The sequence below is a fragment of the Pseudomonas helleri genome, from assembly GCF_009600315.1.
Taxonomy (GTDB): Bacteria; Pseudomonadota; Gammaproteobacteria; order Pseudomonadales; family Pseudomonadaceae; genus Aquipseudomonas; species Aquipseudomonas helleri_A.
The window spans coordinates 14,408-40,687 of record NZ_WIWC01000046.1 but is presented as its reverse complement, the minus strand read 5'-3'; the positions used below and the strand labels follow the sequence as shown (position 1 = coordinate 40,687).

Sequence of the window (26,280 nt, the reverse complement as noted above, 5' to 3'; positions counted from 1 at the left end):
CCTCGCCACCCCCATAACAGCACCTGCGTTCAGCCTCCTGTGAGGGGCCTCAGTGTTGGTTTCACTTTTTCGGTGGCAGCAGGGATATCGCTTTAGAAGCACAAAGCACAAAGCACAAAGCACAAAGCACAAAGCACAAAGCACAAAGCACAGATCGAGCTTGGCGTTGCCCCGCGTGGCTAACAACAACCCCAAACGGATTTGCCCTATAGCTCGCCGAGCCTCAAGCTACACACTTCCTAACAATCATAAAGCGTGTTGCGACGAGGCTGTTGTGTCCAAAGGTATTGTTTTATCGGTTCTGGCATCGAGCCTGTTCGGTGTCATGTATTACTTCACGTCCCTGCTCTGGCCCTTGAGCGGTGCCGAGATCTTCGGCTGGCGTATGCTCTTGACCCTGCCCAGCATGACCCTGTTCATGTTTGTGTCCGGCGATTGGCGGCTGGTGCCCAAAATTGTCGCGCGACTGCGCCAACAACCGCGCCTCTGGGCTGTCCTGTTGGCGTCCAGCGCGCTGGTGGGCCTGCAACTCTGGCTGTTTCTTTGGGCGCCACTTAATGGCCATAGCCTGGATGTCTCGCTGGGCTACTTCCTGCTGCCGCTGACCATGCTGCTGACCGGGCGTCTGGTGTATGGCGAACACTTGTCCCATCTGCAAAAAATTGCCGCAGCACTGGCCACACTTGGCGTCGCCAACGAGGTGTATCGCGTGGGTGGGTTTTCATGGACCACCGCCGTGGTCGCCATCGGCTATCCCTTGTACTTCGTGCTGCGCAAACGCGCCGCAACCGACAACCTTGGTGGCCTGTGGCTCGACATGCTGCTGTTGATACCCGTCGCTTTGTGGTTTGTACAAAGCGGCGAGCAAGGTTTTGATGTGGCCAGCCACCGCCCTGCTCTGTATGTGTTGATTCCGCTGCTGGGCGGCATCAGTGCCCTGGCCCTGATCAGCTACATTCTGGCCAGCCGAATGCTTGCCTTCAGCCTGTTTGGCTTGCTCAGCTACGTCGAACCCGTGTTGCTGGTCTTTGTCGCTTTGTTGCTGGGAGAAAGCATCAGCGCCGGGCAATGGATGACGTATCTGCCGATCTGGTTAGCTGTGCTGGTGTTGATGTATGAAGGCTTCAAGCATCTGGTGCGCCACCGTCGATCAGTGTGATAACCCGTCACGCAGAGTCGTCGTGAGGCCTCAATCGGCCTAAAAGTTCGGCGAATTTGAGCCTGATGTCGGAATATTTACGCTGTTATAGCCGCTCACTAGAGTCTATCCATGCCTACTATCATTCCCCGCCGCTGGCTGGTCCTGTTGGCCGTCATGCTGGCCTTCCTGCCGGTGGTCATCGACATGACCATCCTGCACATCGCCGTGCCTTCGCTGACCCTGGCGCTCGATGCCTCGGCCACCGAGGTGCTGTGGATCATCGACATTTACCCGCTGCTGATGGCGGGTCTGCTGGTGCCCATGGGCACCCTTGCCGACCGCATCGGCCACCGCCGCGTGCTGCTCATTGGGTTGGTCATATTCGGCTTCGCCTCACTGTTGGCCGCCTTCGCGCCGACCCCGGCCTTGCTTATCGGTGCACGGGTGCTTCTGGCCTTGGGCGGTTCGATGATCATGCCCTGTGTGCTGGGCATCATTCGCTGTACCTTCGAGGATGAAAAAGAGCGGGCTATGGCCCTGGGCCTGTGGGGGACGGTCGGCGCCGCAGGGGCTGCGCTGGGGCCATTGATTGGCGGTGTGCTGCTGGAGCACTTCTGGTGGGGCTCGGCCTTTTTAATTAACGTGCCGATCATGCTGGTGGTTGCGCCGCTGGTGTTCATCCTGTTACCGCGCGCGACACAGACCACGCCGGGTTCCTGGGCATTGGGCCAGGCCCTGCTGCTAGTCGCCGGCATGTTGGCGCTGGTGTACAGCATCAAAGCTATTGCCAGCGCAACACAACCGTTAGCAATGGCGCTGGCAGTGGCGGTACTGGGGATTGGCCTGCTGACCGTCTTTGTGCGCATGCAACTGCGCTCGGCAACGCCCATGCTCGATCTGTCGTTGTTCTCTCACCCAGCGATTCTGGCCGGGATGATTATGGCCACGGTGGCGATCGGCGCGCTGGCCGGAGTCGAGCTGACGCTGGCGCAAGAGTTGCAATACGTGCTCGGCAGAACACCGTTGCAAGCGGGCATTTTCATGATACCAATCATGGCCGCCGCTGCCGTCGGAGGTCCCATTGCGGGCTATCTGTCCAACCTGTGCGGTTTGCGCCTGGTTGCGAGTGCATCGCTGGTGGTGTCATCCGTAGCCTTGGCATTTCTAGCCTTCGCGGACTTCGATGCGCCCGGCTTCAGGGTGCCAGCCATGCTGGCGTTGCTGGGCCTGACGCTCAGCATTGGCCTGACGGCTTCGTCCATTGCCATCATGGGCTCGGTGGAGCCCAGTAAAGGCGCGGCGGCAGGTGCGCTGGAAGCCACCGCTTATGAACTGGGCACCGGATTAGGGATCACCTTTTTCGGGGTATTCATGTCCGCTGTATACAGCCACAGGATTTTGCTGCCCGTTGATCTGGATAAATCCCTGGCAGAGCGGGCGGCACGTTCGATTGGCGACAGTTATGCCGTCTTCCAACGCTTGGTCGAGCCCCAAAGCACCGCGCTGATCGAGGCGGCTAAAGAGGCTTTCTCAGCCGCGCATGAACTGCTGCTGCTGACGTCCTCGGCCATGTTGGGAATTCTGGGCATCGTGGTGTTCATCATGCTTAGCGGCTACAAGGGAGGAAAGTAGCCAGCAATGGTGTGTGATGATCACGGTTGGATAGATCTCACGCTGAAGAGACGTATGGCCGATCCCCACCGGCCCAACAGGCTGACCAAACGACCGTTAATCTTTTTTTTTGGAAAACACGAACGCATGTTTTAAACGCTTTTGGCCCAGTAATTGCTTGTGCTTTTAATGTTTGAACCTGATTAACAAGAATCAGTCCTAACTGACTGGTTTAAAAGGTGTTTGCCAATGGCCACCAACCCCCTCAAGCTACGTGCCCACTCAAACGAGTAACGCTGTAGATCCATTGAGGTTGTTGTGTCTAAAGGTATTGTTTTATCGATTTTGGCTTCCTGCTTGTTCGGCGTCCTGTACTACTTCACTTCCCTCCTCTGGCCCCTCGATGGTCAGGAAATCTTCGGCTGGCGAATACTTATTTCGCTGCCCTTTATGACTCTATTCATTTGCCTGTCCGGAGATTGGAAATGGGTCCCTATAATTTTCAATCGCTTACGTGATAAACCTCTACTGATCCCTTGTGTGTTGCTGACCAGTTTTCTGGTCGGTCTGCAACTCTGGATGTTTATGTGGGGGCCTTTGAACGGGCATGGTCTGGATGTGTCTCTGGGCTACTTCCTGCTGCCACTGACGATGATTCTCACCGGGCGCATCGTCTACGGTGAGCACCTGTCGCACTTGCAGAAATTAGCCACGGCGTTGGCCGTGGTCGGGGTGGCCAATGAGCTGTACCGCACGGGCGGTTTTTCATGGACGACGCTGGTGGTCGCAATCGGCTACCCACTCTACTTCGTACTGCGCAAAAAGATCGGCATCGATAACCTCGGTGGGCTGTGGCTGGACATGCTGCTGATGGTGCCCGTGGCCCTGTGGTTCGTCCTCGCGGGCGGGCACATTGATCTCGGCGCACAACGTCAGGCGTTGTATGCCCTTGTACCCTTGATGGGTGTGATCAGTGCCGCTGCAGGCTTTGCTTACATACTGGCCAGCCGCCTGCTGCCCTTCAGCCTGTTTGGCTTGCTCAGCTACGTCGAACCGGTATTGCTGGTGGCCGTCGCGCTGTTGCTGGGCGACAGCCTCGAAGACGGCCAATGGCTGACCTACGGGCCTATCTGGCTTGCGGTGGTGGTATTGATTATCGAAGGTTTAAAGCATGTGAGCCGCCTGCGCCGCTCAATCTGAAGCCGCCCCGCTTCACGCTGGCAACCACAGTTTGAAGCGGGCACCGCCCAAGGGCGAAGGCTCCACGATTAACGTCCCGCCCTGGGCCTCCAGGGCGCGTCGGCTGATGGCCAAGCCCAGGCCAAAGCCACCCGTGGCCCGATCCCGACTGCGATCCAGTCGATAGAACGGCTCGAAAACACGTTCACGCTCAGCCTCCGGAATGCCGATACCGTCGTCGTCGACCCACAGTTCAGAACCTGACGCGGTGACATTGACGCCCAATTGGATGCGCCTGTCGCAGTAGCGCATGGCGTTGCGCAGCAAGTTTTGCAAGGCACGGGCCGTCAGACGCGGGTCCAGCACGCAGCGTTGCTGGGTGCCCAGCAAATGCACATCAAGGACAATGTCCGGTGACTCAAGGGCTTCATCGAAGCTGCCCAAAATGCTGTCGATAAACTCGTCCAGTGCCACTTCAACGCGTTCGGGCATCAGTCTGGGGTTTTGCAAGCGGCTGAACGACAGCAGCTCCAATACCAGCTCGTCCAGTTCACGAATATGCCCGACCATTAATTGCAGACGCTCACGACTGGCCTCAGGCAGGTCGTCGCACAAGACCAGTGCCAGGCCGAAATCAAGCCGGGTCAAAGGCGTGCGCAATTCATGGGACACGGCATTGAGCAGTTCACGTTGCTGGTTGAGCAGCAACTCCACCTCTTGGGCCATGGTGTCGAAAACACTGGCCAGACCGTGGATGTTGGAACGCGGAGATATCTGTGTGCGCTCACTTAACTGGCCTTGGCCGAAACGCGCGGCCGTGAGCTTGAGGCGCTCCAGATCGCGCCAGTGCGGACGTAGCCACAACAATAAACCTGCCAGTAGCGCGGCGCCAATCAGAACGTTGATGCTCCAATACAACACATTCATATCGAAAGGATCGGGCGGCATGACCCATTCCAGCGCCAGTTCGTGGTTAAGCGGTGACACCACCAACGTCCGCCAGCCCCATTCGCCAATGCGCAAAACCCCTTCGCCTTGCGCCAATTGTTGCTGCTCTTTAGCATCGAACTTGGGTGCGGTAATGGGCAACAGATTGACGCGCATCGGCTTGAACTGCTCATCCAGTTCATGGGCCAGTGCTGGCCACTGCTCCACAGGCCGCTCTTTGAACTGCTTGACCAACAGCGCTTGCATGCCTCTGGACATGTCGACGTTGTAGTTGACGAAGCGCTCGTGAAACAGCGTGACAATGATCTCGGGCACCACATAGATGGCGGCCGCAAACGTGAAAATGGTGATCAGGTACAACCGGATCAGAACCTTGAACATGGACTCAGCATTCCCATTCGCTACGGCTGAACAAGTATCCCTTGCCCCACACTGTTTTGATTTTGCGGGCTTCGCCAGCACAATCGTCGAATTTACGCCTCAGTTTCGAGATGGCCACGTCCACGGAGCGGTCAGTGCCGTTGAACTCAATGCCGCGCAGGCGTTGCAGAATCTGGTCGCGACTCAGCACTTCGCCCGCGTGCCGCGACAGGACCACCAGCAGGTTGTATTCGCCGCTGGACAACTCAATCGCCTTGCCGCGCCAGGTCACCACGCGCTCGCAAAGGTCAATCAACAGGTTGCCGATTTCAATCCGGTCACTGGCCACGCTGGGTTCGGCCAGACTGCTGCGGCGCAACAATGTCCGTACACGGGCAAGCAGCACACGTGGGTCGCAAGGTTTTGTCACATAATCGTCGGCACCCATCTCTAGCCCCGCACCTGATCATGGCTATCGTCGCGGGCGGTCAGCATCAGAATAGGTAGGCTCTGCGAGTCAGTGCGCAGCAAACGGCACACCTGCAAGCCATCCAGCCCCGGTAACATCAAGTCGAGAATGACCAGATCCGGGGGATTGCTTTTGGCACGAGCACGCACCTGATCCCCCCGGGCAATGACGCTGACCTGGTAGCCATTTCGCTCCAGATAACTGGCAATCAACTCCGACAGCGCGGCATCGTCTTCGACCAGCAAAATAGTGGGCATAATAAATGCTTACATCCGGGGGAAAACCCGAAGGATATATAACCCCGCCTACATAGGTGCAAAACCTTCACACTTTTTCACATAGCTCCTACATAGCTTCACAACGCCTCGTACGTGCTGCGCTTAGCATGCCGAATACTTGACTGATACATATCGCACTTATAAGAAGGCCCACCTGTTGAAAAAGCTTTTCGCCCCCCCTCTGCCTTTCGGCGCTGGCATTGGCCCTGACGGCGTGTGACAAAAGTCCCGTTGCGCAAACCCAGGCGCCCTTGGCCAAGGTGCGTACCGAGGTGGTCGCCGCTGCTCCGCTCTCGATCAATAACGAACTGAGCGGCCGGGTGGTTGCCCCGCGTGTGGCGCAAGTCAGCGCCCGCGTGGCCGGTGTAGTCCTCAAGCGTGTGTACAGCGAAGGCGCTGAAGTGAAACAGGGTGATGTGCTGTTTCTGATCGATCCGGCACCGTTCAAGGCAGACCTCGACAGCGCGCAGGCAGCCCTGAGCAAATCCAAAGCCATCGCGCAGCAGTCCAAACTCCAGGAGCAGCGTTACGCCGAACTGATCGGCATTAACGCCATCAGCCGTCAGGATTACGACAACGCGCAAGCGCAGGCCCAGCAAAGCAACGCCGATGTGGCCGCCAATCAGGCCGCCGTGCAGCGGGCCAGGCTCAATCTCGGTTATGCCACCGTGACCGCACCGATCTCGGGGCGTATTGGCCGGGCATTGGTCACTGAAGGCGCTCTGGTCGGCCAAGGCGAAGTGACGCCGTTGGCGCGGATTCAGCAGTTGAACCCGATCCACGTTGACCTGACCCAGTCCACTCGCGACCTCGACAACTTGCGCGCAGCGTTTCGTGCCGGCGAGTTGCAGCAAATTGGTAACAATCAGGCCAAGGCGACTTTGATTCGTGATAACGGCAGCCTTTATCCATTACCGGGCAAGCTGCTGTTTACCGACGTGAGCGTTGACCCCAGCACCGGGCAAATCATTTTACGCAGCGAGTTCCCCAATCCGGACTATGACTTGCTGCCCGGCAGTTTCGTGCGCGTGCGCCTGGAACAGGCGGTTAACAAAGAGGCGATCACTGTGCCGCAACGCGCCATCCTGCGTGACGGCGCAGGCGTTGCCCAAGTGCTGCTTCTGGACGCCGAAAACAAGGTCAAGCTACAACCCGTGCAATTGGGCGGCGTGCAGAATGATCGATGGATAGTCAATGAGGGCCTCAAGCCCGGCGACCAGATTGTGATTGAGGGTTTGCAACATGCCCGACCGGGTGAACAGGTGCACATCGACAACCCGACTCTTCCTCTCGCACACTCCACGGATCAGTGAGCATGCCGCAGTTTTTTATCGACCGTCCGATCTTCGCCTGGGTCGTGGCGCTGTTTATCTTGTTGGCGGGCGCTTTGGCCATCCCGCAACTGCCTGTCGCCAAATACCCGGTTGTAGCGCCGCCGCAGGTTGAGGTGTACGCGATCTATCCCGGTGCTTCGGCACAAACGCTGGACGAAAGTGTGGTCAGCCTGATTGAGCAAGAACTCAACGGCACGGATGGCCTGCTGTATTTTGAATCCCAGAGCAGCCTTGGCAGCGCAAGCATTACCGCGACGTTCAAACCCGGCACTGATCCGGAAATGGCTCAGGTAGACGTGCAAAACCGTCTAAAAGCGGTTGAATCACGCTTGCCACAAGCCGTGATCCAGCAAGGCTTGCAGGTCGAGAAAATTTCCTCGGGCTTTTTGATGCTGGTGACGCTGACCGCCGACAAAGACAGCACGCTCGATGAAGTGGCGCTCAGTGATTACCTGGCGCGCAATGTCATGAACGAAATCAAGCGCGTTGAAGGCGTCGGCAAGGCTCAGCTTTACGGGGCTGAGCGGGCCATGCGCATCTGGATCGACCCGCAAAAGCTGATAGGTTTTAACCTTACCGCCGCGGACGTCAACCAGGCGATTGCCAGCCAGAACGCCCAGGTTGCAGCGGGGAGCATCGGGGATTTACCGGGCAGCAAAACCCAGGAGATCACCGCCACAGTGCTGGTCAAAGGCCAGCTTTCGACGCCTCAGGAGTTCGGCGATATTGTGTTGCGTGCCAACCCTGACGGTTCGACCGTGCGTATCAGCGATGTGGCACGGGTCGAAATCGGCAGTCAGGAATACCAGTACGGCACCCGCCTCAACGGCAAATCAGCCAGCGCTTTCAGCGTGAAGCTGGCCCCTGAAGCCAACGCCTTGAGCACCGGCAATCTGATTCGCGCAAAAATGGACGAATTGAGCCGCTACTTCCCCGCCGGGGTTGAATACACCATCCCGTACGACACCACGCCCTTTGTCAAAGTGTCGATTACCAAAGTGGTCTACACGCTGGTGGAAGCGATGGTGCTGGTGTTTGCCGTGATGTTTCTGTTTTTGCAGAACGTGCGCTACACGCTAATTCCGACGCTGGTGGTGCCGGTGGCCCTCATGGGTACGTTTGCGGTGATGTTGGTGCTGGGGTTTTCGATCAACGTACTGACCATGTTCGGCATGGTGCTGGCCATCGGTATTTTGGTGGACGATGCCATCGTCGTGGTGGAGAACGTCGAACGAATCATGGTCAGCGAAGGCCTGTCGCCCCGCGACGCGACCCGAAAGGCGATGACACAGATCAGCGGTGCCATCATCGGCATCACCTTGGTGCTGGTCGCCGTGTTTATACCGATGGACTTCATGCCGGGTTCAGTGGGCGTCATTTATCAGCAGTTTTCGTTGTCGATGGCCACCTCCATCCTGTTCTCGGCATTTTTAGCGCTTTCGCTCACTCCGGCCTTGTGCGCCACGCTGCTAAAGCCCATCGGCAAAGGCCAGCATCACACCAAGGGCGGATTCTTTGGCTGGTTCAATAAAAAGTTCGATCGGTTGTCCGAGCGTTATGAGCATTGGGTCATTCATCTGATCAAGCGCAGTGGGCGCTACCTGTTGGTTTACGGCGCCTTGCTGGTGGTGCTGGTGGTGTGCTTTGCGCGCCTGCCCTCCTCCTTTTTGCCGGTCGAAGATCAGGGTTACATCATCACCGATATTCAACTGCCCCCGGGGGCCAGCCAAAACCGCACCGTGGACGTGGTTAAACACATCGAGGCGCACAACGCCAATGAGCCGGGCGTGGGCAATACCACGATGATTCTGGGGTTCAGCTTTTCAGGTAATGGACAAAACGCAGCGCTGGCGTTCACCACCCTTAAAGACTGGTCGCAGCGGGCCAGCAACGATTCGGCGTTTGCGATCGCTGACCGTGCCAACCAAGCGTTCGGCGAACTCAAGGATGCGATTGCTTTCGCCATCCTGCCCCCGGCTGTGAGTGGTCTGGGCACCTCAAGTGGGTTTGAATTTCGTCTGCAAGACCGTGGCAGTGTCGGTTATGACGCGTTGATGCAGGCCCGTACCGAACTGCTGGGGTTGGCAGAGAAAAGCCCGTTGCTGGCCAATGTCCGCGAAAGCGCTCTGGCAGAAAGTCCGCAAGTGCAGCTTGAAGTGGATCGTCAACGCGCCAATGCCTTGGGCATCTCCTTTGCCGACATCGGCAGCGTGCTGTCGACCGCCGTGGGCTCGGCCTATGTCAACGACTTCCCCAATCAGGGGCGTATGCAGCGGGTCGTGGTTCAGGCTGAAGGCGATCAGCGCAGCCAGGTCGAAGACCTGCTCAAGATCAACGTGCGTAACAACCTCGGAAAAATGGTACCGCTGTCGGCCTTTGTCGAGGCCCGCTGGATTCAGGGCCCCGCGCAACTGACGCGTTACAACGGCTACCCGGCGATCAGTATTTCCGGCGAGTCGGCGCCCGGTTACAGCACCGGCGAAGCGATGATTGAGGTTCAGCGTCTGGTGGATCAACTGCCTGCGGGTTTGGGGCTGGAATGGACTGGTTTGTCTTTGCAGGAGAAGTTGTCCGGGGCGCAAGCACCCATGCTGCTGGGCTTGTCGTTGCTGATCGTGTTTCTGTGCCTGGCAGCGCTCTATGAAAGCTGGTCGATCCCCACGGCGGTTTTACTCGTCGTCCCGCTGGGCGTGCTTGGCGCGGTACTGGCTGTGACCTTTCGCGGCATGCCCAATGATGTGTTCTTCAAGGTGGGCTTGATTACCATCATTGGTTTGTCGGCAAAGAACGCAATCCTGATCATCGAATTCGCCAAAACCCTGTACGACGAAGGGCATGATTTGGTAAGCGCCACAGTACAAGCTGCGCGCTTGCGCTTGCGTCCTATCGTGATGACCTCACTGGCCTTCATTCTTGGCGTGGTGCCTCTGGCCTTCGCCACGGGCGCCAGTTCGGCCAGCCAGCAAGCCATCGGCACAGGCGTGATAGGCGGCATGATCGTGGCAACGCTGGCGGTCGTCTTTGTGCCGGTATTTTTTGTGGTGGTGATGAAGCTGGTCAAGGCTAAACCTCGTCAGCTTTAAGGGGCGCTGTACGTGCTAATGTTGAGCCACACACTTTACAGGGACAGTAATATCGATGCCGCATCTAGCCCGTACACACCCTCGCTTGACCATAGCCGCTGTGCTGGGTGTGGCAGTGGGGATATTCACGCCCGCTGCCACGCTGACCACAAAGTTTCTTTTAGGCTGGAATGCCGCAGTCTGGCTTTATTTGCTGTTGAGCTTCTGGATGATGGTGCGCGCCGACACCAGCGACGTGAAGCGCACCGCTGAAATCGAAGACGAAAATGGCAGCATGGTGCTGCTCTTTGTCTGTTTTGCGGCGGTTGCCAGCCTTGTGGCGATCATTCTTGAGTTATCGGATAACAACACCCGGCTCAGTCATGCCGAACAAGTGCTGCGTTATGCCTTTGCCGGTCTGACAGTGGTGGGCTCCTGGTTGATGATCGGGGTGATGTTCACCCTTCACTATGCGCAACTGTTCTACACCGATGAGGGCACGGAACCGGCCTTGAGGTTTCCGGAAGGTGAGCTGAACCCTGATTACTGGGACTTCCTGTACTTCTCGTTCACCCTGAGCGTGGCCGTTCAAACATCAGATGTCATGATCGCTACACGTGAAATGCGCAAAGCGGTACTGGGTCATTCGCTGCTGGGGTTTTTGTTCAATACGGCGGTATTGGGGTTTTCGATCAATATTGCGGCGGGATTGTTTTAATACCGGGTTGCATTGAAGTGAAGATACCGCCGGACAGTGTCCGGCGGTATTGGATCAATCAGCCGTCAGCACACCACGGCGGACCTGATCGCGTTCGATGGATTCAAACAGCGCCTTGAAGTTGCCTTCACCAAAACCGTCATCACCCTTGCGCTGAATAAATTCAAAAAACACCGGCCCCATCAAGGTTTCGGAGAAGATTTGCAGCAATAACCGCTTGTCTTCCGAGTCAGATGAACCATCCAGCAAAATACCTCTGGCCTGAAGCTCACCTACCGGTTCGCCATGACCCGGCAGGCGACCTTCGAGCATTTCGTAGTAGGTTTCGGGCGGCGCAGTCATAAAGCGCATGCCAATTTTTTTCAGCGCATCCCAGGTTTTGATCAAGTCATCGCTGAGGAACGCGACGTGTTGAATCCCTTCGCCGTTGAACTGCATCAGAAACTCTTCGATCTGACCTGCGCCTTTGGACGACTCTTCATTCAACGGGATGCGAATCATGCCGTCAGGAGCGGTCATGGCCTTGGACGTCAGGCCGGTGTACTCGCCTTTAATGTCGAAGTAACGAATTTCGCGGAAGTTGAACAGCTTCTCGTAGAAATTAGCCCAATACGCCATGCGCCCGCGATAAACGTTGTGGGTCAGGTGGTCGATAATTTTCAGACCGGCGCCCACTGGATGGCGATCTACACCCTCTATAAATACAAAGTCGATGTCATAGATCGAACTGCCTTCACCGTAGCGGTCAATCAAGTACAGCGGTGCGCCACCAATGCCCTTGATAGCGGGCAAATTCAGTTCCATCGGGCCCGTCGGGATTTCAATGGGCTGTGCCCCCAACTCCAGCGCCCGGGCATATGCCTGTTGTGCATTGCGCACCCTGAAAGCCATGCCGCACACCGACGGGCCGTGCTCTGCGGCAAAGTAAGAAGCGACACTGTGAGGTTCATTATTGAGAATCAGATTGATCTCGCCCTGACGGTACAAGTGCACATCTTTGGAGCGATGTGTCGCAACCTTGGTGAAACCCATGATTTGAAAAATAGGTTCCAGGGTATTGGCGGTCGGGGATGCGAATTCGATGAATTCAAAGCCCATCAAGCCCATTGGGTTTTCGTATAAGTCAGCCATTTTGGTGCCTCATCAGGATCATTTTTAGAATTAACAGAAGGTTATTTGCTAAGAATGCTGATGCTGGCAGGAGGCGCACAGGAGATCCCGCGTACACTACGCGCCAGAAAATCCCCGTAAATCAGTTGAAACCCGAATGCCTTCATGTCGACACATCTCTTACGCGGAAGAGCTTCTGAGTACAGAAGTCATTATTCTTGTATGCGTAAATCGATTCTACAGGGCGTAATCAGGTTTGTCTTACCTCATGTGAAGACGCCATCAGCAATGCTAGCCTAGGGTCATGCCATCAGCTCTCTTCACTTATTCGACAGGATCCTGAATGCCATTTATGACCAAGCTGAACCGCAACTGGACAGAGCGCTACGCGTTGGTTGTGCTGAGTGGCTTGTTACCCATCGTTCTTGGCATTGCTATTGTGGTGTGGCAAACCCATCGCACGTTAACGCTCGAAGCCAGGCAAACCGGTGAAGAGGCGATCCGTCAATTTGATTTGATGTTGGACAATGCCGCCCTTGCCGCCAACGTGGTATTACCGCTGGCAGGTCAGGACTGTCCGCAGGTTGAATTGGCGCTACGTGATCAAGTCACACGCAGGCCTTTTGTTCGCTCTGTCAATCTGGTGTGGGACAACCAGATTTATTGCACTTCTTTATTCGGCAGCTTTAAAGAAACCGTAGATCCGACTCACTATACCGCAGGTGTGCTGTGGTTGATGAGCGGCAATCCTGTTACGCCCGATGAACCCCTGCTGGTTTACCGTCACCAGCAAGATCATGGCTCGGTATTGATCAGCCTGTACGGTTTTCATTTGGTCAACGCCCTGGGATTGATAAACCCGAAAACTCAATTACTGATAGAGGTCGGAAATAACTGGATTGATCGTTATGGCAAAGTGAGTAACCTTCCCCATGATGATTTTCCAGTCAGTCAGATTGAGGTCGCCTCAACACAGTATCCCTATCGGGTTGTGGCGGGGTTTGGCAGCGGAACAGTCACGCGTCAAATGATTGAGCAAAGCCCGGTTCTTTTGGGTTTACTGATCTTCCTGGGCGGTATTTCAGCCGCCACTGTCATGCGCTTGAAAAAACGCGCAACTTCACCGTCGCGTGAGTTGCAGCGCGGCCTGGAGGCCGAGGAGTTTGTGCCTTACTTCCAACCGGTTGTACAAGGTGATAACAAACAATGGGCCGGAGCCGAAGTATTGATGCGTTGGCAGCACCCCACAGAGGGGCTGGTGCGACCTGACTTATTTATTCCGTTGGCTGAGCATTCCGGGTTAATTGTACCCATGACCCGTTTATTGATGCGCCAGACGGCCGAGTTACTGGCCCCCCATGTCAGCAGCATGGCTCCGCGCTTCCATATAGCGTTCAATATTACGGCACTTCACTGCCATAATCTGGAGCTGATAGAGGATTGCCGCCGTTTTCTAAACGCTTTTCCCCCTGCAAGCGTCATTCTTGTATTGGAACTTACCGAACGTGAATTGGTGGTTCCCACGCAAATAACCCACGCATTGTTTGATGCCCTGCACAGACTGGGCGTGATGATTGCTCTGGATGACTTTGGAACTGGCCACTCCAGCTTGAACTATTTGCGTGAACTCAACGTTGACTACCTTAAAATTGATCAAAGTTTTGTCGCCATGATTGGCGCAGACGCGCTGTCCGGACATATTCTCGACAGTATTATTGACCTGTGCGCAAAATTGGACTTGGGTATTGTTGCAGAAGGCATTGAAACCCTTGAGCAAAGTGAGTATCTGTCCGCCAAGGGCGTTGACTTTCTACAAGGGTATTTATTCTCCCGCCCCCTTGATGCCCAGGGTTTTATCAAGGCGTTGCACGCCCACCGCGCTAACCTGAATTAACTTAAACGGTTGCGAAAGCTTACACGGCATGGGTGTTTAAGTTTTTTATAAAATTGTAGGCCTGCACGACTTGGCAGTTCAGCCATTAAGATCTACAATTTTTTCCAGATTGTTTGAAGATGATCAATACTGTGTACTAATGAAACTTGGCAACGGCAGTGCCTTATAGTTAGGCACTGTCCCAGACAGTTTCGTATCTTTCAACCATCAATTGCTCAGGTCATCATTGACCGGGCCTGTGAGTGGAGTAATGACTTTGTCTAGACTTGCTGAATTTCGTGCTGCAGAAAAAGCGCTTCAGGAGCAACTGGCTCAACTGGAAGCCCTTAAAAATGATGCTGGGCTCAAGAAGGAAATCGAGTTTGAGCAAAAACTTCAGGACCTGATGAAGTCGTACGGCAAGAACCTAAGAGACATTATTACAATCCTGGATCCAAAACTATCGACTTCAAAAGTTGCAGCCGCTCCGAAACAGCGTAAAGCGCGAGTGCTGAAGGTTTATCAAAACCCTCACACCGGCGAACTTATCGAAACTAAGGGTGGTAATCACCGCGGCCTAAAAGCCTGGAAAGAACAATACGGCGCCGAAACCGTAGATTCCTGGCTGCGCCGTTGACCGACGCCGGTCATAGACCTGCCGGAGTGAGCAACCGGCTCCGGCAGGTCTATGTGCATTCTTGTCCCCAGCACTGCTCTTGAGCGGTGCTTTTTTATAATCTTTTTCCGAGGTGTACCCGGTTTTTTAGAACGGGTTGAGTTAGAAACTTCTGCTCATCGATTAACGTGTTCCATTAGGCGCAAAGCTGGATCAACAACGAGATTTTTCACATATTTTTCACGCCATCAGTCACACCATAGAGGCTGCTAAAGGATTAGCGCCCCATGCCCGCTTCGGCGGGCTTCTCTTTGCCTGAAATTCGTCCCCCCCCTCCCGCACTCAACGGCCTTGTGCCGATGCGCCCCTTCACCTAAATCGGGTTTGGCGCAGGCCTTCACATTCCGTATCATTCCCACCTCACGCTCATCGCAGCGACCGACTCAACACGCACTATTTTCGGAGGGTTCATGAGCCTGCAAGAACTGAACAACATTCCCGGCGTAACGGCCGCTCCTGACAGCGCAACACAAAATTTCGTATTCAACCACACCATGCTGCGCGTCAAGAACATCGAGAAGTCTCTGGATTTCTACACCCGGGTTCTCGGCTTTTCGCTGGTGGAAAAACGCGACTTCCCTGAAGCCGAGTTCAGCCTGTACTTCCTGGCACTGGTCGATAAGGCTCAAATTCCAGCCGATGACGCTGCACGCACTGTCTGGATGAAATCCATTCCCGGCATTCTGGAGCTGACGCACAACCACGGCTCAGAAACCGACGCCAGTGTGATCTACCATAACGGCAACACCGATCCGCGCGGCTTTGGTCATATCTGCATTTCGGTGCCGGATATCGTGACCGCCTGCGAGCGTTTCGAAGCGCTGGGCGTGGACTTCCAAAAGCGCCTGAGCGACGGCCGCATGAAGTCGCTGGCTTTCCTGAAAGACCCGGACGGTTACTGGGTTGAGATTATCCAGCCGCAACCGATGTAAAAATCGGACGCAAAAAAAACCCATGATCGCTCATGGGTTTTTTCATTTCAGGCCTGTCAATCCGGCGCAGAAGTGCGGATCAGATGGTCAAACGCGCTCAGGGAAGCCTTGGCGCCCTCGCCGATCGCAATCACGATCTGCTTGTACGGAACGGTGGTCACGTCACCGGCAGCAAAAATGCCGGGGATAGACGTTTCACCACGAGCGTCGACAACGATCTCGCCGCGAGGCGAAAGCTCGATGGCGCCTTTGAGCCAGTCGGTATTAGGCAGCAAACCAATCTGAACAAAGATGCCTTCCAGTTCTACGTTGTGAACAACTTCTGTCGCACGGTCTTTATAGCGAAGGCCATTAACTTTCTGACCGTCACCTGTCACTTCGATGGTTTGGGCATTGGTGATCACGGTCACGTTCGGCAAGCTGTTCAACTTGCGCTGCAACACCGCATCGGCCCGCAGCTTGGTATCGAATTCAAGCAGCGTGACGTGGGCAACGATACCCGCCAAGTCAATGGCCGCTTCAACACCGGAGTTACCACCACCGATCACAGCAACACGCTTGCCTTTGAACAGCGGACCATCACAGTGCGGGCAGTAGGCCACGCCTCGGCTACGATATTCCTGCTCACCCGGTACATTCATTTCGCGCCAGCGAGCGCCCGTTGCCAGGATCACGGTTTTGGCTTTGAGCGAAGCACCGCTGGCGAATTTGACTTCGTGCAGCTCGCCCGCCTTACCCGGTAACAACTGGTCGGCACGTTGCAGGTTCATGATGTCGACGTCGTATTGCTTGACGTGCTCTTCCAGTGCAGTGGCCAGTTTCGGGCCTTCTGTTTCCTGAACAGAGATGAAGTTCTCGATGGCCATTGTGTCCAGCACCTGCCCACCAAAACGCTCAGCGGCAACACCGGTGCGAATACCTTTACGCGCCGCATAAATTGCAGCAGCTGCGCCGGCAGGGCCACCGCCGATCACCAACACATCAAAGGCTTCTTTGGCATTGATTTTTTCGGCTTGACGCTCGATGGCGCTGGTGTCCAGCTTGGCAAGGATTTCTTCCAGTCCCATACGACCCTGGCCGAAGTTAACCCCATTCAAATACACGCTCGGCACAGCCATAACCTGGCGGTCGTTCACTTCATCCTGGAACAGCGCACCGTCAATCGCCACGTGGCGAATGTTCGGGTTCAGCACCGCCATCAAGTTCAGCGCCTGCACTACGTCCGGGCAATTCTGGCAGGACAGCGAGAAGTAAGTCTCGAAATTGAACTCGCCCTTCAGCGAGCGGATTTGCTCAATCACTTCAGGACTGGCTTTCGAAGGGTGGCCGCCGACTTGCAGCAAGGCCAGCACCAGCGAAGTAAATTCGTGGCCCATTGGGATGCCTGCAAAACGCAGGCTGATATCGCCGCCCGGGCGGTTCAGCGAGAACGAAGGCTTGCGCGCATCGTTACCGTTGTCCAGCAAGGTAATAAGGCTGGAAAGGCTGGCGATCTCTTTTAACAAGTCATGCATTTCACGGGATTTCGCACCGTCGTCGAGCGAAGCAACGATCTCGATCGGTTGGGTGACCCGCTCCAGGTATGACTTCAACTGTGCTTTTAGATTGGCGTCCAACATACGGGCGATCTCCTTAATACTGAATTCTGTGTAAAAAAAACGCCCGAGCGAATCTCGCCCGGGCGTTTTGAGGGCGATGCGGCTTACAACTCAGGTGCGGATCACCGCCCTAGGGTTCATCACGGACTTAGATCTTGCCGACCAGGTCCAGCGATGGAGCGAGAGTGGACTCGCCTTCTTTCCATTTAGCTGGGCACACTTCGCCTGGGTGAGCAGCAACGTATTGAGCGGCTTTGATTTTGCGCAGCAGCTCGGATGCGTCACGACCAACACCACCATCGTTCAGCTCAACGATTTTGATCTGGCCTTCTGGGTTGATCACGAACGTACCGCGGTCAGCCAGGCCTGCTTCTTCGATCAGCACGTCGAAGTTGCGGGAGATGGTCAGCGTTGGGTCGCCGATCATGGTGTACTGGATTTTGCCGATGGCTGGCGAGGTGTTGTGCCAGGCAGCGTGAGCAAAGTGGGTGTCAGTCGACACGCTGTAGATTTCAACGCCGAGTTTCTTGAACTCTTCGTAGTTGTCAGCCAGGTCTTCCAGTTCAGTTGGGCAAACGAAGGTGAAGTCGGCTGGGTAGAAGAACACGACCGACCACTTGCCTTTCAGGTCAGCGTCCGACACTTCTACGAAGCTGCCGTTTTTGTAGGCGGTAGCTTTGAACGGTTTTACTTGGCTGTTGATGATAGGCATCGTTGACTCTCCGTCAGGGTTGAAAAGTTGATGGGGTGAATCCTAACAACTCAAAGTGGATCTGGCTCATTGGTAAAGCTGATGCTGACGATTGGTTTTAGCTATCAGGTACACCTATAAATAGCCGAAAACTAAATATGGCCCACCCTCACGGTTTTCAACCTGACGCCGATCAGCTTCCAATGTGTTTTTGCGCAGTAATACTCATCCCGGTGAAGGGAGACGTTTCAACATAGCGCATGGCTGACTTGATGTCTTTCCAGCCGACGTAATTCATCAGCGACTTCAAGTCCCATCCACTTTGATGCGCCCATGTTGCAAAACCACGACGCAGCGAGTGACTGGTGTAATGCTCCGCCGCGATGCCGGCGCGCTCCAGTGCTTGGCGCAGCAACGGGATCACGCTATTGGCGTGCAACCCCTCCTCCCCCAGATTGCCCCAGCGATCAATCCCGCGAAACACAGGGCCACGCACCAGCGCCGCGGTATTTAGCCACTCGATATACGCGCGCACCGGGCAGAGCCGCTGTAATGCGGGGGTCTGGAAAGTTTTGCCGAGGTTGTCGCGGTCGCTTTTGCTGCGCGGCAAATACATGGTAATGCCCGCCCCGGGTACCGCCTGCACATGCTCAATCTGCAACCGGCATAGCTCATCGCTACGAAACCCTCGCCAAAAGCCGAGCAAGATCAACGCAGCGTCACGCCGTGCGCGCAACAGCCCCGGTTGGTCGGCGTTGGTTTGCGCGGTTTGCGCTTCGCTTTCAAGCCAGTCGATCACCTGCTCCAGATGCTGCAGTTGCAAGGGTTGAGCCTGCTTCTCCTGTGCCGGGTGCAACGCCCGAATGCCCTTGAACACCTTGCGCACAACGGGTGCCTTGGTGGGATCGGCAAACCCTTGGCTGTTATGCCATTGAGCGAGGGCCGACAGGCGCAGCTTGAGGGTGTTGATCGACAACTGACCGGCATGGGCCACCAGATAACGCGCCACGCTGTCACTGGTGGCGGGCAAAAAACCGCCCCAAGTCACTTCGAAATGCTCAATGGCAGCCCGATAACTGCGGCGGGTGTTATCGCGGGTCGCGGCGTTTAAGTAGCGATCCAGCTCGCTCATGGGCAGTTCTCTAGGTTTGTGTACTGAAAACGGGCCTTAAAAGCACGTTTAAGGCTCTAGCACGGGATAATACCAGTATATCCCGCCTTAATAATCTTAAATAATGACAAAAAAACAAAGGCATAATAGTATGTAATTACATGATACATACCACAGTACATAATCGTAGGAGAGGGCCATGGCTCGTGGCGGCGTAAACAAGGCAGTGGTGCAAATTGCACGCACGGCGATCCTGGCCCGGGGTGAACACCCGAGCATTGATGCGGTACGTATCGAAATGGGAAATACCGGATCGAAAACCACCATCCACCGCTACCTCAAGGAGCTGGATGAAGTGGACACACGCCGGGGCGCGCCGCAGGAGCAGATTGGGGACGAGCTGAGCGAATTAGTCGCCCGCCTCGCTCGACGCCTGCAAGAGCAGGCGCAAGAGCCGATTGATCGGGCGCAGGCGCACTACGAACAACTTAAAGTAGAGCTGCAAGCGCAACTGGTCGAAGCGCAACACGCGCAAGCACAGCAAGAGCAGCAGCTCGACATTCAGCGCACGGCGCTTGCTCAAGAAGCCGAGAACCTGGCGTCCACCCGCTCCATGCTGCAAACCGAGCAAACCCGCAATGCGGCACTCAACCAGGCTTGCACTGACTTTGAGCTGCGCCTGCAAGACCGCGACGAGCAGATTCGCTCACTCGAAGACAAGCACCTGCATGCCCGAGACGCACTTGAGCACTATCGCAGCGCTGTCAAAGAGCAGCGCGAGCAGGACCAAAGCCGCCATGAAGGGCAGATTCAGCAGATACAAATGGAACTGCGTCAGGCACAGCAAAGTGCACTGGTGCGTCAAGACGAAATTACCCAGCTGCATCGCGACAATGAGCGCGTACACAGTGAAAGCCGCGCCATGAGCAAAGAACTGAATCAGGCCAACGACCAACAGCACAAGCTGGGCAACTTGAATGACCAGCTCAGCAAGCAACTGAGCCAGCTGGAAAGCGAACGCACCCTGCTTCAAGAGCGCTTGCGCGTGGCGGTACAGGAGAGCGAAGGGCTAAAGCAGACTCAGAGCAAGCATCAGGAGATAAGCGCCGCCTTGAGTGAGCGCGCACTTAAAGCCGAAGCCTCGCTGGAAGCTCTTGTGAAATTGAAAGAAGCGCCAGAAGAGCCTCAGGAAGATCAAGTTTAGTACGACATATATATAGGCGCTTGGGTGTACGGGGATCAGCGCAAGTAATTGCTGAAGTACCCCGCATAGATAGTGTTAATCCCCAAGCGCTTATACATTTATCGAGGCACACTACAGGCACTACACCAAGCCGCTCAAGTGAAACACACTGACTTGAAATATCACCCCCCCGAAATAGAGAACGAAGCTGAGCGCGTGGGATCACAAACGAATGAATCAACCGCTCAGACCACTAGGGGATTTAACCAAGACGTTATGTGCATCAATCACTCATAAAGAGTAAATGAATCCAAATAGCGCTCAGGAAATTGACCCTGGATATCGCCCCCAAAGTTAAGATCAATTTTAGAGATGGTTTTTGGACTCGGTATTGCGTAGTCAAACGTGTCATTACCCTCTGACAGCGTTGCGCGGTGCACAATGTTATCGTCTTGGTCGTAAACTTGGCAGTAACGCTGGTTGCTACGACCCATTAAATAAGAAAAAACAACTCGGCGTATCGTTGGAGCGGTAAAGGTGATCGTCAGCACGGCACCTTCAGCAAAATGGTCTTCATAGAAAGCCTTCACGGCCTTACCTGATAATCCTGTCTGATCAGGTGGCACTTCCACAACATCGATTCTGGCGGACCCCGTAGAGAGAGAAAGCGTCATACTATCAAGCTCTAGTAATTGACCATATTCTCCAGTTTGTAGTGCATCAAAACTCTCCTCAACCAATAGTGAAGTTGGGGTGTGCTTTACGTCATTGCCAATGTTATTTTTCATGATCAGCCGCCCATGATTAATATGTGGGTTATGCTTTTCGTCGTACAGTGGAACCCTTTCATAAGCTATTCGAATATTTGAAAATGTCTCAGATGTTCATTCTGATAGCCCTCGTCGAAATTAATTTCTCCTTAGGGCAAATAACGCGCCCATCAACAAAAACGACCGTGTGTAACTCGTTAAAAATCCAGCGGGATCAAGGTATTGGCAACACCGATCACGGTATAACTGGAATCCCCTCCATACGTTGCTCATATAGATACCGTTGGCAAGCTATTAGGATCAGATCACTTCGCTCAATGGTCCGTCTACTGTCATAAATAACAGGTCGCGCAGGTGTGTTGATTGGCGCTAGACAACCCCTTCACTCACCACTCACCTTCTCATTCAGCCAACGTTCAGCTAATGCAAGTAATTCCTGTTTAGCAATGCGTATCAATATGTTACAAATTAGCCTCCTAACTAATTTGCAACGCGGTGCGCTCTCATGCTGGTTCCTTTTCTGATCATGCTGCGCGAAGGCATTGAGGCCGCGCTTATCGTCGGCATCATTGCCAGCTACCTCAAGCAAACAGGGCGCGGCCAGTGGATGCCTGCGGTGTGGATTGGCGTGTTTCTGGCCGCCGCCTTGTCATTGTTGGTGGGTGGCGGCCTCGAATTGATGAGCGCCGAGTTTCCGCAGAAGCAGCAGGAATTGTTCGAGGGAATCGTCGGCCTGGTGGCTGTCGGCATTCTCAGCAGCATGGTGTTCTGGATGCGTAAAGTGGCGCGTTCTATCAAGCATTCGCTGCACACCTCTCTGGATCACGCCCTCGCCGGATCCAAACATCAGGTCACCGCTCTGATAGCCATGGTGTTTTTTGCCGTGGCCCGTGAAGGCCTGTAAACGGTGTTCTTTTTGCTCGCCGTGTTCCAACAAAGTGAAGGCCCTGCGGCGCCTCTGGGCGCCCTGCTCGGCTTGATTCTGGCGATAGGTGTCGGGTTTGCCATTTACACCGGCAGCATGCGTCTGAATCTGAGCTTGTTCTTCCGCTGGACCGGGTTGTTTATTCTGGTGGTCGCCGCCGGTATTTTGGCCAACTCGGTGCAAGCCTTGCACGAAGCCGGCATCTGGAATCACCTGCAAGGCGTCGTGTTCGACCTCAGCTCTGCCTTGCCTATGGATGGTCCGCTGGGCTCTGTTCTGGCTGGTATGTTCGGCTATCAGGATGCACCCACGGTCAGCGTACTCGGTGCATATGTGATTTATCTGGCGCTCACGCTGACGATGTTTTTCCGTTCGCCTGCCCCACAACAGGCTGCACCCTCTCCTTCAGCGACCCACTCATAAGGTTCTGCATGTCTACCTCTTCAAGCGGTACGCCTCCTCGCGCCTTGCGCTGGGCGGTGGCCGGCTCGGTGATCGTGATGATCGCCGCTGGCGGGCTGTTCTATTACGCCTCGCAACTGGCAGCCGCCAAGCGCAAGGTCCACAGCAATGAAGTCACGGTCACTATTCATCCGCACAGTTGTGAACCGAATGCGTTGAGCGTACCGGCAGGCTTCAATAGCTTCCGAATTGTCAACGCCTCGGAACGCGCCGTGGAGTGGGAAATACTCGACGGCGTGCTGGTGGTCGAAGAGCGTGAAAATATCGCGCCCGGCCTGAGCCAGGTGATCAATGCCACGCTGGCACCCGGCGATTACGCCATCACCTGCGGCCTATTGAGCAATCCACGCGGTACATTGCACGTCACTCCGACGGCCGAATCCGAAGCCAGCGCCAAGGCACGGCCCTCCATGGTGGCGTTCATTGGGCCGCTGTCCGAATTCCGGGTGTACTTGAGCAGCCAAAGCACTGCCTTGATCAAAGCCGTGGATGCTTTGGCGCACGCCATCGCTGCCGGTGATCTGACTGAAGCTCAAGCGCTGTATATACCTGCCCGCGAGGCCTACCAACGTCTGGCCCCTGCTGCGCAACGTATGGCCGAACTGGACAACGCCATCAATGCGCGGGCCGACTATTTTGAACAGCGCGAGCAAGATCCGGGCTTCACGGGTTTTCATCGGCTCGAATACGGCCTGTTTGATCAACGCAACCTTGAAGGCCTGACGCCTGTTGCGCAGCAGTTGCGAGCCAATGTGGTCCAGCTAAAGCAGCAGTTAATGGCGCAATCACTGCCGCCCGAACAATTGGTCAGCATTGTCAGCCGCACGTTGCACAACCTGGCTGACACCCGCGCCAACAGCGGTGAAGAAGAGCGTTATAGCCATGTCGATTTGATCGGGTTTGCCGCCAACCTGCAGACCACTCGCAAGGTCGTCGACCTGCTGCGCCCGCTACTTGCCAAAAACAATGCAGACCTGTTGCTCACCATTGATCACGCCACCACGTCGCTGGAAGAACAACTCAACACCCTGCAAACACCCCAGGGTTTTAGCACCTACGACAGCGTTAGCGCGCCCCAGCGTCAGGCAATCAGTACCAAGGCCAAGGCTCTGGCCGATGCACTCGATGGAATCGATCCCGCCCTCGGCCTCTCAGGCCTGTCATTGCAGACGAGACACACATGAGTGATTCACACCACAACCCTGACGATTTCAATCTGCAGCGCCGTCGTGTTCTGCTCGGCATGGGCGTAGCAGGTGCCGCACTGGCTGGTGGCGCCTTGAGCTGCCCGGCTATAGCCGCCAGCAACGGGCAAAACGCCCAAGTCACAGAGGCGCCCAGCAGCGATAGAACACAGGACCATCATGATTTCCATGGTCAGCACCAAAACGGCATTATTACCCCACGCCCGGCGGCGGGGATGCTGGTCGCATTCGATGTGCTGGCCAGCGACAAACAAGATCTTGAGCGGCTGTTTCGCACCCTCAATGAGCGCATCGCGTTTTTGATGAAAGGTGGCGCCGTGGCGCAAGTCGATCCCAAACTGCCACCCGTCGATTCCGGCATTCTTGGCCCGGTGGTCACCCCGGATAACCTGACCGTGACCGTGTCGGTGGGCGAATCCCTGTTCGATGAGCGCTTCGGCCTTGGCCCGCTCAAACCCAAACGCTTAAGCCGCATGCAGGGCTTTCCCAACGACGCATTGGAACCGGCACAGTGCCACGGCGATCTGAATCTGCAATTTTGCGCCAATACCGCCGACACCAATATTCATGCCCTGCGCGACATCATAAAAAACTTGCCCGACTTGCTGCTGGTGCGCTGGAAGCAAGAAGGCACAGTGCCTCCCCAAGCGCCCACCCATCCCGGCGAACCGGCACAAAGCGCGCGTAACTTTCTGGGCTTTCGCGACGGCTCTGCCAACCCTGACTCCACTAACCATGCGCTGATGAACAGCATTGTCTGGGTACAACCCGGCAGTGACGAGCCGCAGTGGGCAGTCAATGGCAGCTATCAGGCGGTGCGCATCATCCGCAATTTTGTTGAGCGCTGGGATCGCACGCCGCTGCAAGAGCAACAAAGCATCTTTGGCCGCAACAAAGCCAGCGGAGCGCCTATGGATGGTCAGCGTGAAACCGACGTGCCTGATTACAGCAAAGACCCTCACGGCAAGCTCACCAAGCTGGATGCCCATATCCGTCTGGCTAACCCGCGCACCCCTGAAACCGCCCGCAGCTTGATCCTGCGCCGCCCATTCAACTACTCCAACGGCGTTAATAAAAATGGCCAACTGGACATGGGCCTGCTGTTCATCTGTTACCAGAGTGATCTGGACAATGGCTTTATCGCCGTACAAACCCGGCTCAATGGTGAACCGCTGGAGGAATACCTCAAGCCAGTAGGCGGGGGTTATTTCTTCACCTTGCCGGGCGTGCGCGACGCCCAAGATTTCATTGGGCGCTCTTTACTCACTGCACTTGCGTAATCCCCTGACACCTACCGGAAAAGTCCCATGAACAAGACGCCGCTCGCACTGATGCTCACGCTTGGCATGCTTCACCTCCCGCTCTCGGCCATGGCAGCGACTGCGCCACTGGACTTGGTGGGACCCGTCTCTGATTACAAGATTTACGTCACTGAACAACTGGATGAGCTGGCCAGCAACACCCAGCAATTCACCGACGCCATCAAAAGAGGCGATATAGCCACCGCTAAAAAGCTGTATGCCCCCACCCGCGTGTACTACGAGTCCATCGAGCCGATTGCCGAACTGTTCAGCGACCTGGACGCCGCCATCGACTCACGGGTCGACGACCACGAAAAAGGCGTCAAGGCCGATGATTTCACCGGTTTTCATCGCATTGAGTACAGCCTGTATGCCGAAAACTCCACCCAAGGACTGGAGGCGTTGGCCGACGGCTTGAACAAAGACGTCAACGACCTGCAAACCCGGGTCGCTGGCCTGACGTTCCCGCCCGATAAAGTGGTTGGCGGTGCTGCGGCGCTGATGGAAGAAGTGGCTGCAACCAAGGTGAGCGGTGAAGAAGATCGTTATAGCCATACTGATCTGTATGACTTCCAGGGCAATGTTGACGGCGCCAAAAAGATTTTTGATCTGTTCCGTGCGCCCATTGAACAAGGTGATAAAGCCTTTGCCGCCAAGGTTGATAAAAATTTCGCCACTGTCGACAAGATTCTGGCCAAGTACCGCACCCAGGACGGCGGCTTTAAAACCTACGACAACGTCAGCGACAACGACCGCAAAGCGCTGATTGGCCCGGTCAATACCCTGGCTGAAGACTTGTCGACGTTGCGCGGCAAGCTGGGTTTGAACTGAATATTGGCTGTGTAAATCTCCCGTAGCAGCTGACGAGCTCTGCGAGGCTGCGTTCGACGATGCAATCGTCGTAATCCCTATCAATCCGGCTGACGTGGTGTGCCTGTGAGACCGCATCATCCGATTTGCGTCGGCTTCGCCGCCGAACGCAGCCTCGCAGAGCTCGTCAGCTGCTACGAAATCTGCATTCACGAGTCTGTACAGCACTAACCGATGTGAAACACGTCACATATCCGCAGGTTGGTGCTGTCGATTTATCAAGTAAAGATCCCGGTTTACTGACCCTGCTCATTGTTTCTGTTGCCGCTTTCGCTGTATGAAATAACCTTCAGATTAAATGTGCACCGCATTAAAAACTTAACCGTTTGGCCGCGTAAAACCTTTCCTGAATAGCACCTGTCTAGTGTTTGGAAAACACAGTCTGTTGATCCAACTTTCATAGGCATTTCACATTTCTACGTTTAACGTATGGCCACTCCTTCGGCGAAAAGCTTCAAGAGTCTGTAGGGAAA

The 26,280-nt window shown here is 55.3% G+C and carries 19 protein-coding genes and 2 pseudogenes; 14 read left to right on the top strand and 7 right to left on the bottom strand.

The window, feature by feature from the left end; all coding sequences use genetic code 11:
• Positions 1 to 274: 274 nt before the first annotated feature.
• The 3 genes from rarD (GHN86_RS20335) to rarD (GHN86_RS20325) all read left to right on the top strand — a co-directional run bounded on the left by rarD (GHN86_RS20335) (position 275) and on the right by rarD (GHN86_RS20325) (position 3,952).
• On the top strand, positions 275 to 1,159 hold the full coding sequence (gene rarD, locus GHN86_RS20335; protein WP_323369999.1) for an EamA family transporter RarD: 885 nt from the start codon (positions 275 to 277) through the stop codon (positions 1,157 to 1,159).
• Between the two features lie 111 nt (positions 1,160 to 1,270).
• Positions 1,271 to 2,773 (top strand): MFS transporter, encoded by a 1,503-nt coding sequence (locus GHN86_RS20330; RefSeq protein ID WP_153379378.1) that lies wholly within the window; start codon positions 1,271 to 1,273, stop codon positions 2,771 to 2,773.
• 297 nt (positions 2,774 to 3,070) lie between these two features.
• Positions 3,071 to 3,952, top strand: coding sequence for an EamA family transporter RarD (rarD, locus tag GHN86_RS20325; protein WP_323369364.1), 882 nt, complete (start codon positions 3,071 to 3,073; stop codon positions 3,950 to 3,952).
• Positions 3,953 to 3,964: 12 nt separating this feature from the next.
• Here the strand turns inward: rarD (GHN86_RS20325) and GHN86_RS20320 are convergent, their stop codons facing one another.
• Positions 3,965 to 5,260 (bottom strand): ATP-binding protein, encoded by a 1,296-nt coding sequence (locus tag GHN86_RS20320; protein WP_153379380.1) that lies wholly within the window; start codon positions 5,258 to 5,260, stop codon positions 3,965 to 3,967.
• Positions 5,261 to 5,264: 4 nt separating this feature from the next.
• Positions 5,265 to 5,965: pseudogene (locus GHN86_RS20315) on the bottom strand (response regulator transcription factor).
• 221 nt (positions 5,966 to 6,186) lie between these two features.
• On the opposite strand from GHN86_RS20315, the gene GHN86_RS20310 reads away from it, so the two are divergent.
• The 3 genes from GHN86_RS20310 to GHN86_RS20300 are packed head-to-tail and all read left to right on the top strand — an operon-like array spanning position 6,187 to position 11,100.
• Positions 6,187 to 7,299 carry an efflux RND transporter periplasmic adaptor subunit gene (locus GHN86_RS20310; protein WP_228384958.1) on the top strand — a complete coding sequence of 371 codons (1,113 nt, stop codon included), beginning with the start codon at positions 6,187 to 6,189 and terminating at the stop codon, positions 7,297 to 7,299.
• A 2-nt stretch (positions 7,300 to 7,301) separates the two neighbouring features.
• The gene (locus tag GHN86_RS20305; RefSeq protein ID WP_153379387.1) at positions 7,302 to 10,403 is read left to right on the top strand and encodes an efflux RND transporter permease subunit; all 3,102 of its coding nucleotides are present in this window, start codon (positions 7,302 to 7,304) and stop codon (positions 10,401 to 10,403) included.
• Positions 10,404 to 10,458: 55 nt separating this feature from the next.
• Positions 10,459 to 11,100 (top strand): DUF1345 domain-containing protein, encoded by a 642-nt coding sequence (locus GHN86_RS20300; RefSeq protein WP_153379389.1) that lies wholly within the window; start codon positions 10,459 to 10,461, stop codon positions 11,098 to 11,100.
• Between the two features lie 54 nt (positions 11,101 to 11,154).
• On the opposite strand, the gene hppD is transcribed toward GHN86_RS20300, so the two are convergent.
• On the bottom strand, positions 11,155 to 12,231 hold the full coding sequence (gene hppD, locus GHN86_RS20295) for a 4-hydroxyphenylpyruvate dioxygenase (protein ID WP_153387204.1): 1,077 nt from the start codon (positions 12,229 to 12,231) through the stop codon (positions 11,155 to 11,157).
• Positions 12,232 to 12,553: 322 nt separating this feature from the next.
• Between hppD and GHN86_RS20290 the strand changes: the two genes are divergently transcribed.
• The 3 genes from GHN86_RS20290 (at position 12,554) to gloA (ending at position 15,691) form a co-directional block, all read left to right on the top strand.
• Positions 12,554 to 14,104, top strand: coding sequence for an EAL domain-containing protein (locus GHN86_RS20290; protein WP_153387202.1), 1,551 nt, complete (start codon positions 12,554 to 12,556; stop codon positions 14,102 to 14,104).
• A gap of 256 nt (positions 14,105 to 14,360) precedes the next feature.
• Complete coding sequence (locus GHN86_RS20285; RefSeq protein ID WP_153379519.1) at positions 14,361 to 14,720, top strand: histone-like nucleoid-structuring protein, MvaT/MvaU family; 360 nt, start codon at positions 14,361 to 14,363, stop codon at positions 14,718 to 14,720.
• Between the two features lie 449 nt (positions 14,721 to 15,169).
• Complete coding sequence (gloA, locus tag GHN86_RS20280; protein WP_153379395.1) at positions 15,170 to 15,691, top strand: lactoylglutathione lyase; 522 nt, start codon at positions 15,170 to 15,172, stop codon at positions 15,689 to 15,691.
• A gap of 56 nt (positions 15,692 to 15,747) precedes the next feature.
• Here gloA and ahpF read toward each other — a convergent pair whose 3' ends face one another.
• The 3 genes from ahpF to GHN86_RS20265 form a co-directional block, all read right to left on the bottom strand.
• Positions 15,748 to 17,310, bottom strand: coding sequence for an alkyl hydroperoxide reductase subunit F (gene ahpF / locus GHN86_RS20275; RefSeq protein WP_153379397.1), 1,563 nt, complete (start codon positions 17,308 to 17,310; stop codon positions 15,748 to 15,750).
• Between the two features lie 127 nt (positions 17,311 to 17,437).
• Positions 17,438 to 18,001, bottom strand: coding sequence for an alkyl hydroperoxide reductase subunit C (ahpC, locus tag GHN86_RS20270; protein WP_016780891.1), 564 nt, complete (start codon positions 17,999 to 18,001; stop codon positions 17,438 to 17,440).
• Between the two features lie 172 nt (positions 18,002 to 18,173).
• On the bottom strand, positions 18,174 to 19,112 hold the full coding sequence (locus tag GHN86_RS20265; protein ID WP_153379399.1) for a site-specific integrase: 939 nt from the start codon (positions 19,110 to 19,112) through the stop codon (positions 18,174 to 18,176).
• 178 nt (positions 19,113 to 19,290) lie between these two features.
• Between GHN86_RS20265 and GHN86_RS20260 the strand changes: the two genes are divergently transcribed.
• The gene (locus GHN86_RS20260; RefSeq protein WP_153379401.1) at positions 19,291 to 20,295 is read left to right on the top strand and encodes a DNA-binding protein; all 1,005 of its coding nucleotides are present in this window, start codon (positions 19,291 to 19,293) and stop codon (positions 20,293 to 20,295) included.
• Positions 20,296 to 20,561: 266 nt separating this feature from the next.
• On the opposite strand, the gene GHN86_RS20255 is transcribed toward GHN86_RS20260, so the two are convergent.
• Positions 20,562 to 21,062, bottom strand: coding sequence for a hypothetical protein (locus tag GHN86_RS20255; protein WP_153379403.1), 501 nt, complete (start codon positions 21,060 to 21,062; stop codon positions 20,562 to 20,564).
• Between the two features lie 487 nt (positions 21,063 to 21,549).
• Between GHN86_RS20255 and efeU the strand changes: the two are divergent.
• The 4 genes and pseudogenes from efeU (at position 21,550) to efeO (GHN86_RS20235) (ending at position 25,768) form a co-directional block, all read left to right on the top strand.
• Positions 21,550 to 22,392, top strand: a pseudogene (gene efeU, locus GHN86_RS20250) (iron uptake transporter permease EfeU).
• Between the two features lie 8 nt (positions 22,393 to 22,400).
• Positions 22,401 to 23,615, top strand: coding sequence for an iron uptake system protein EfeO (efeO, locus tag GHN86_RS20245; RefSeq protein WP_153387200.1), 1,215 nt, complete (start codon positions 22,401 to 22,403; stop codon positions 23,613 to 23,615).
• Entirely contained in the window at positions 23,612 to 24,916 is a 1,305-nt protein-coding gene (gene efeB, locus GHN86_RS20240; RefSeq protein ID WP_153379409.1) for an iron uptake transporter deferrochelatase/peroxidase subunit, read from the top strand. The genes efeO (GHN86_RS20245) and efeB overlap by 4 nt, the downstream gene beginning before the upstream one ends.
• A gap of 27 nt (positions 24,917 to 24,943) precedes the next feature.
• Positions 24,944 to 25,768 (top strand): iron uptake system protein EfeO, encoded by an 825-nt coding sequence (gene efeO, locus GHN86_RS20235; RefSeq protein WP_153379411.1) that lies wholly within the window; start codon positions 24,944 to 24,946, stop codon positions 25,766 to 25,768.
• The last annotated feature ends 512 nt before the right edge of the window (positions 25,769 to 26,280 follow it).

What these genes read in the sequence shown, in the direction of transcription:
- GHN86_RS20320 (WP_153379380.1), bottom strand. Translation starts at nt 5,260, where the DNA reads ATGTTCAAGGTTCTGATCCGGTTGTACCTGATCACCATTTTCACGTTT.
- GHN86_RS20260 (WP_153379401.1), top strand. Translation starts at nt 19,291, where the DNA reads ATGGCTCGTGGCGGCGTAAACAAGGCAGTGGTGCAAATTGCACGCACG.
- ahpC (WP_016780891.1), bottom strand. Translation starts at nt 18,001, where the DNA reads ATGCCTATCATCAACAGCCAAGTAAAACCGTTCAAAGCTACCGCCTAC.
- hppD (WP_153387204.1), bottom strand. Translation starts at nt 12,231, where the DNA reads ATGGCTGACTTATACGAAAACCCAATGGGCTTGATGGGCTTTGAATTC.
- gloA (WP_153379395.1), top strand. Translation starts at nt 15,170, where the DNA reads ATGAGCCTGCAAGAACTGAACAACATTCCCGGCGTAACGGCCGCTCCT.
- GHN86_RS20305 (WP_153379387.1), top strand. Translation starts at nt 7,302, where the DNA reads ATGCCGCAGTTTTTTATCGACCGTCCGATCTTCGCCTGGGTCGTGGCG.
- GHN86_RS20330 (WP_153379378.1), top strand. Translation starts at nt 1,271, where the DNA reads ATGCCTACTATCATTCCCCGCCGCTGGCTGGTCCTGTTGGCCGTCATG.
- GHN86_RS20290 (WP_153387202.1), top strand. Translation starts at nt 12,554, where the DNA reads ATGCCATTTATGACCAAGCTGAACCGCAACTGGACAGAGCGCTACGCG.
- efeO (WP_153387200.1), top strand. Translation starts at nt 22,401, where the DNA reads ATGTCTACCTCTTCAAGCGGTACGCCTCCTCGCGCCTTGCGCTGGGCG.
- ahpF (WP_153379397.1), bottom strand. Translation starts at nt 17,310, where the DNA reads ATGTTGGACGCCAATCTAAAAGCACAGTTGAAGTCATACCTGGAGCGG.
- efeO (WP_153379411.1), top strand. Translation starts at nt 24,944, where the DNA reads ATGAACAAGACGCCGCTCGCACTGATGCTCACGCTTGGCATGCTTCAC.
- GHN86_RS20255 (WP_153379403.1), bottom strand. Translation starts at nt 21,062, where the DNA reads ATGAAAAATAACATTGGCAATGACGTAAAGCACACCCCAACTTCACTA.
- GHN86_RS20300 (WP_153379389.1), top strand. Translation starts at nt 10,459, where the DNA reads ATGCCGCATCTAGCCCGTACACACCCTCGCTTGACCATAGCCGCTGTG.
- GHN86_RS20265 (WP_153379399.1), bottom strand. Translation starts at nt 19,112, where the DNA reads ATGAGCGAGCTGGATCGCTACTTAAACGCCGCGACCCGCGATAACACC.
- efeB (WP_153379409.1), top strand. Translation starts at nt 23,612, where the DNA reads ATGAGTGATTCACACCACAACCCTGACGATTTCAATCTGCAGCGCCGT.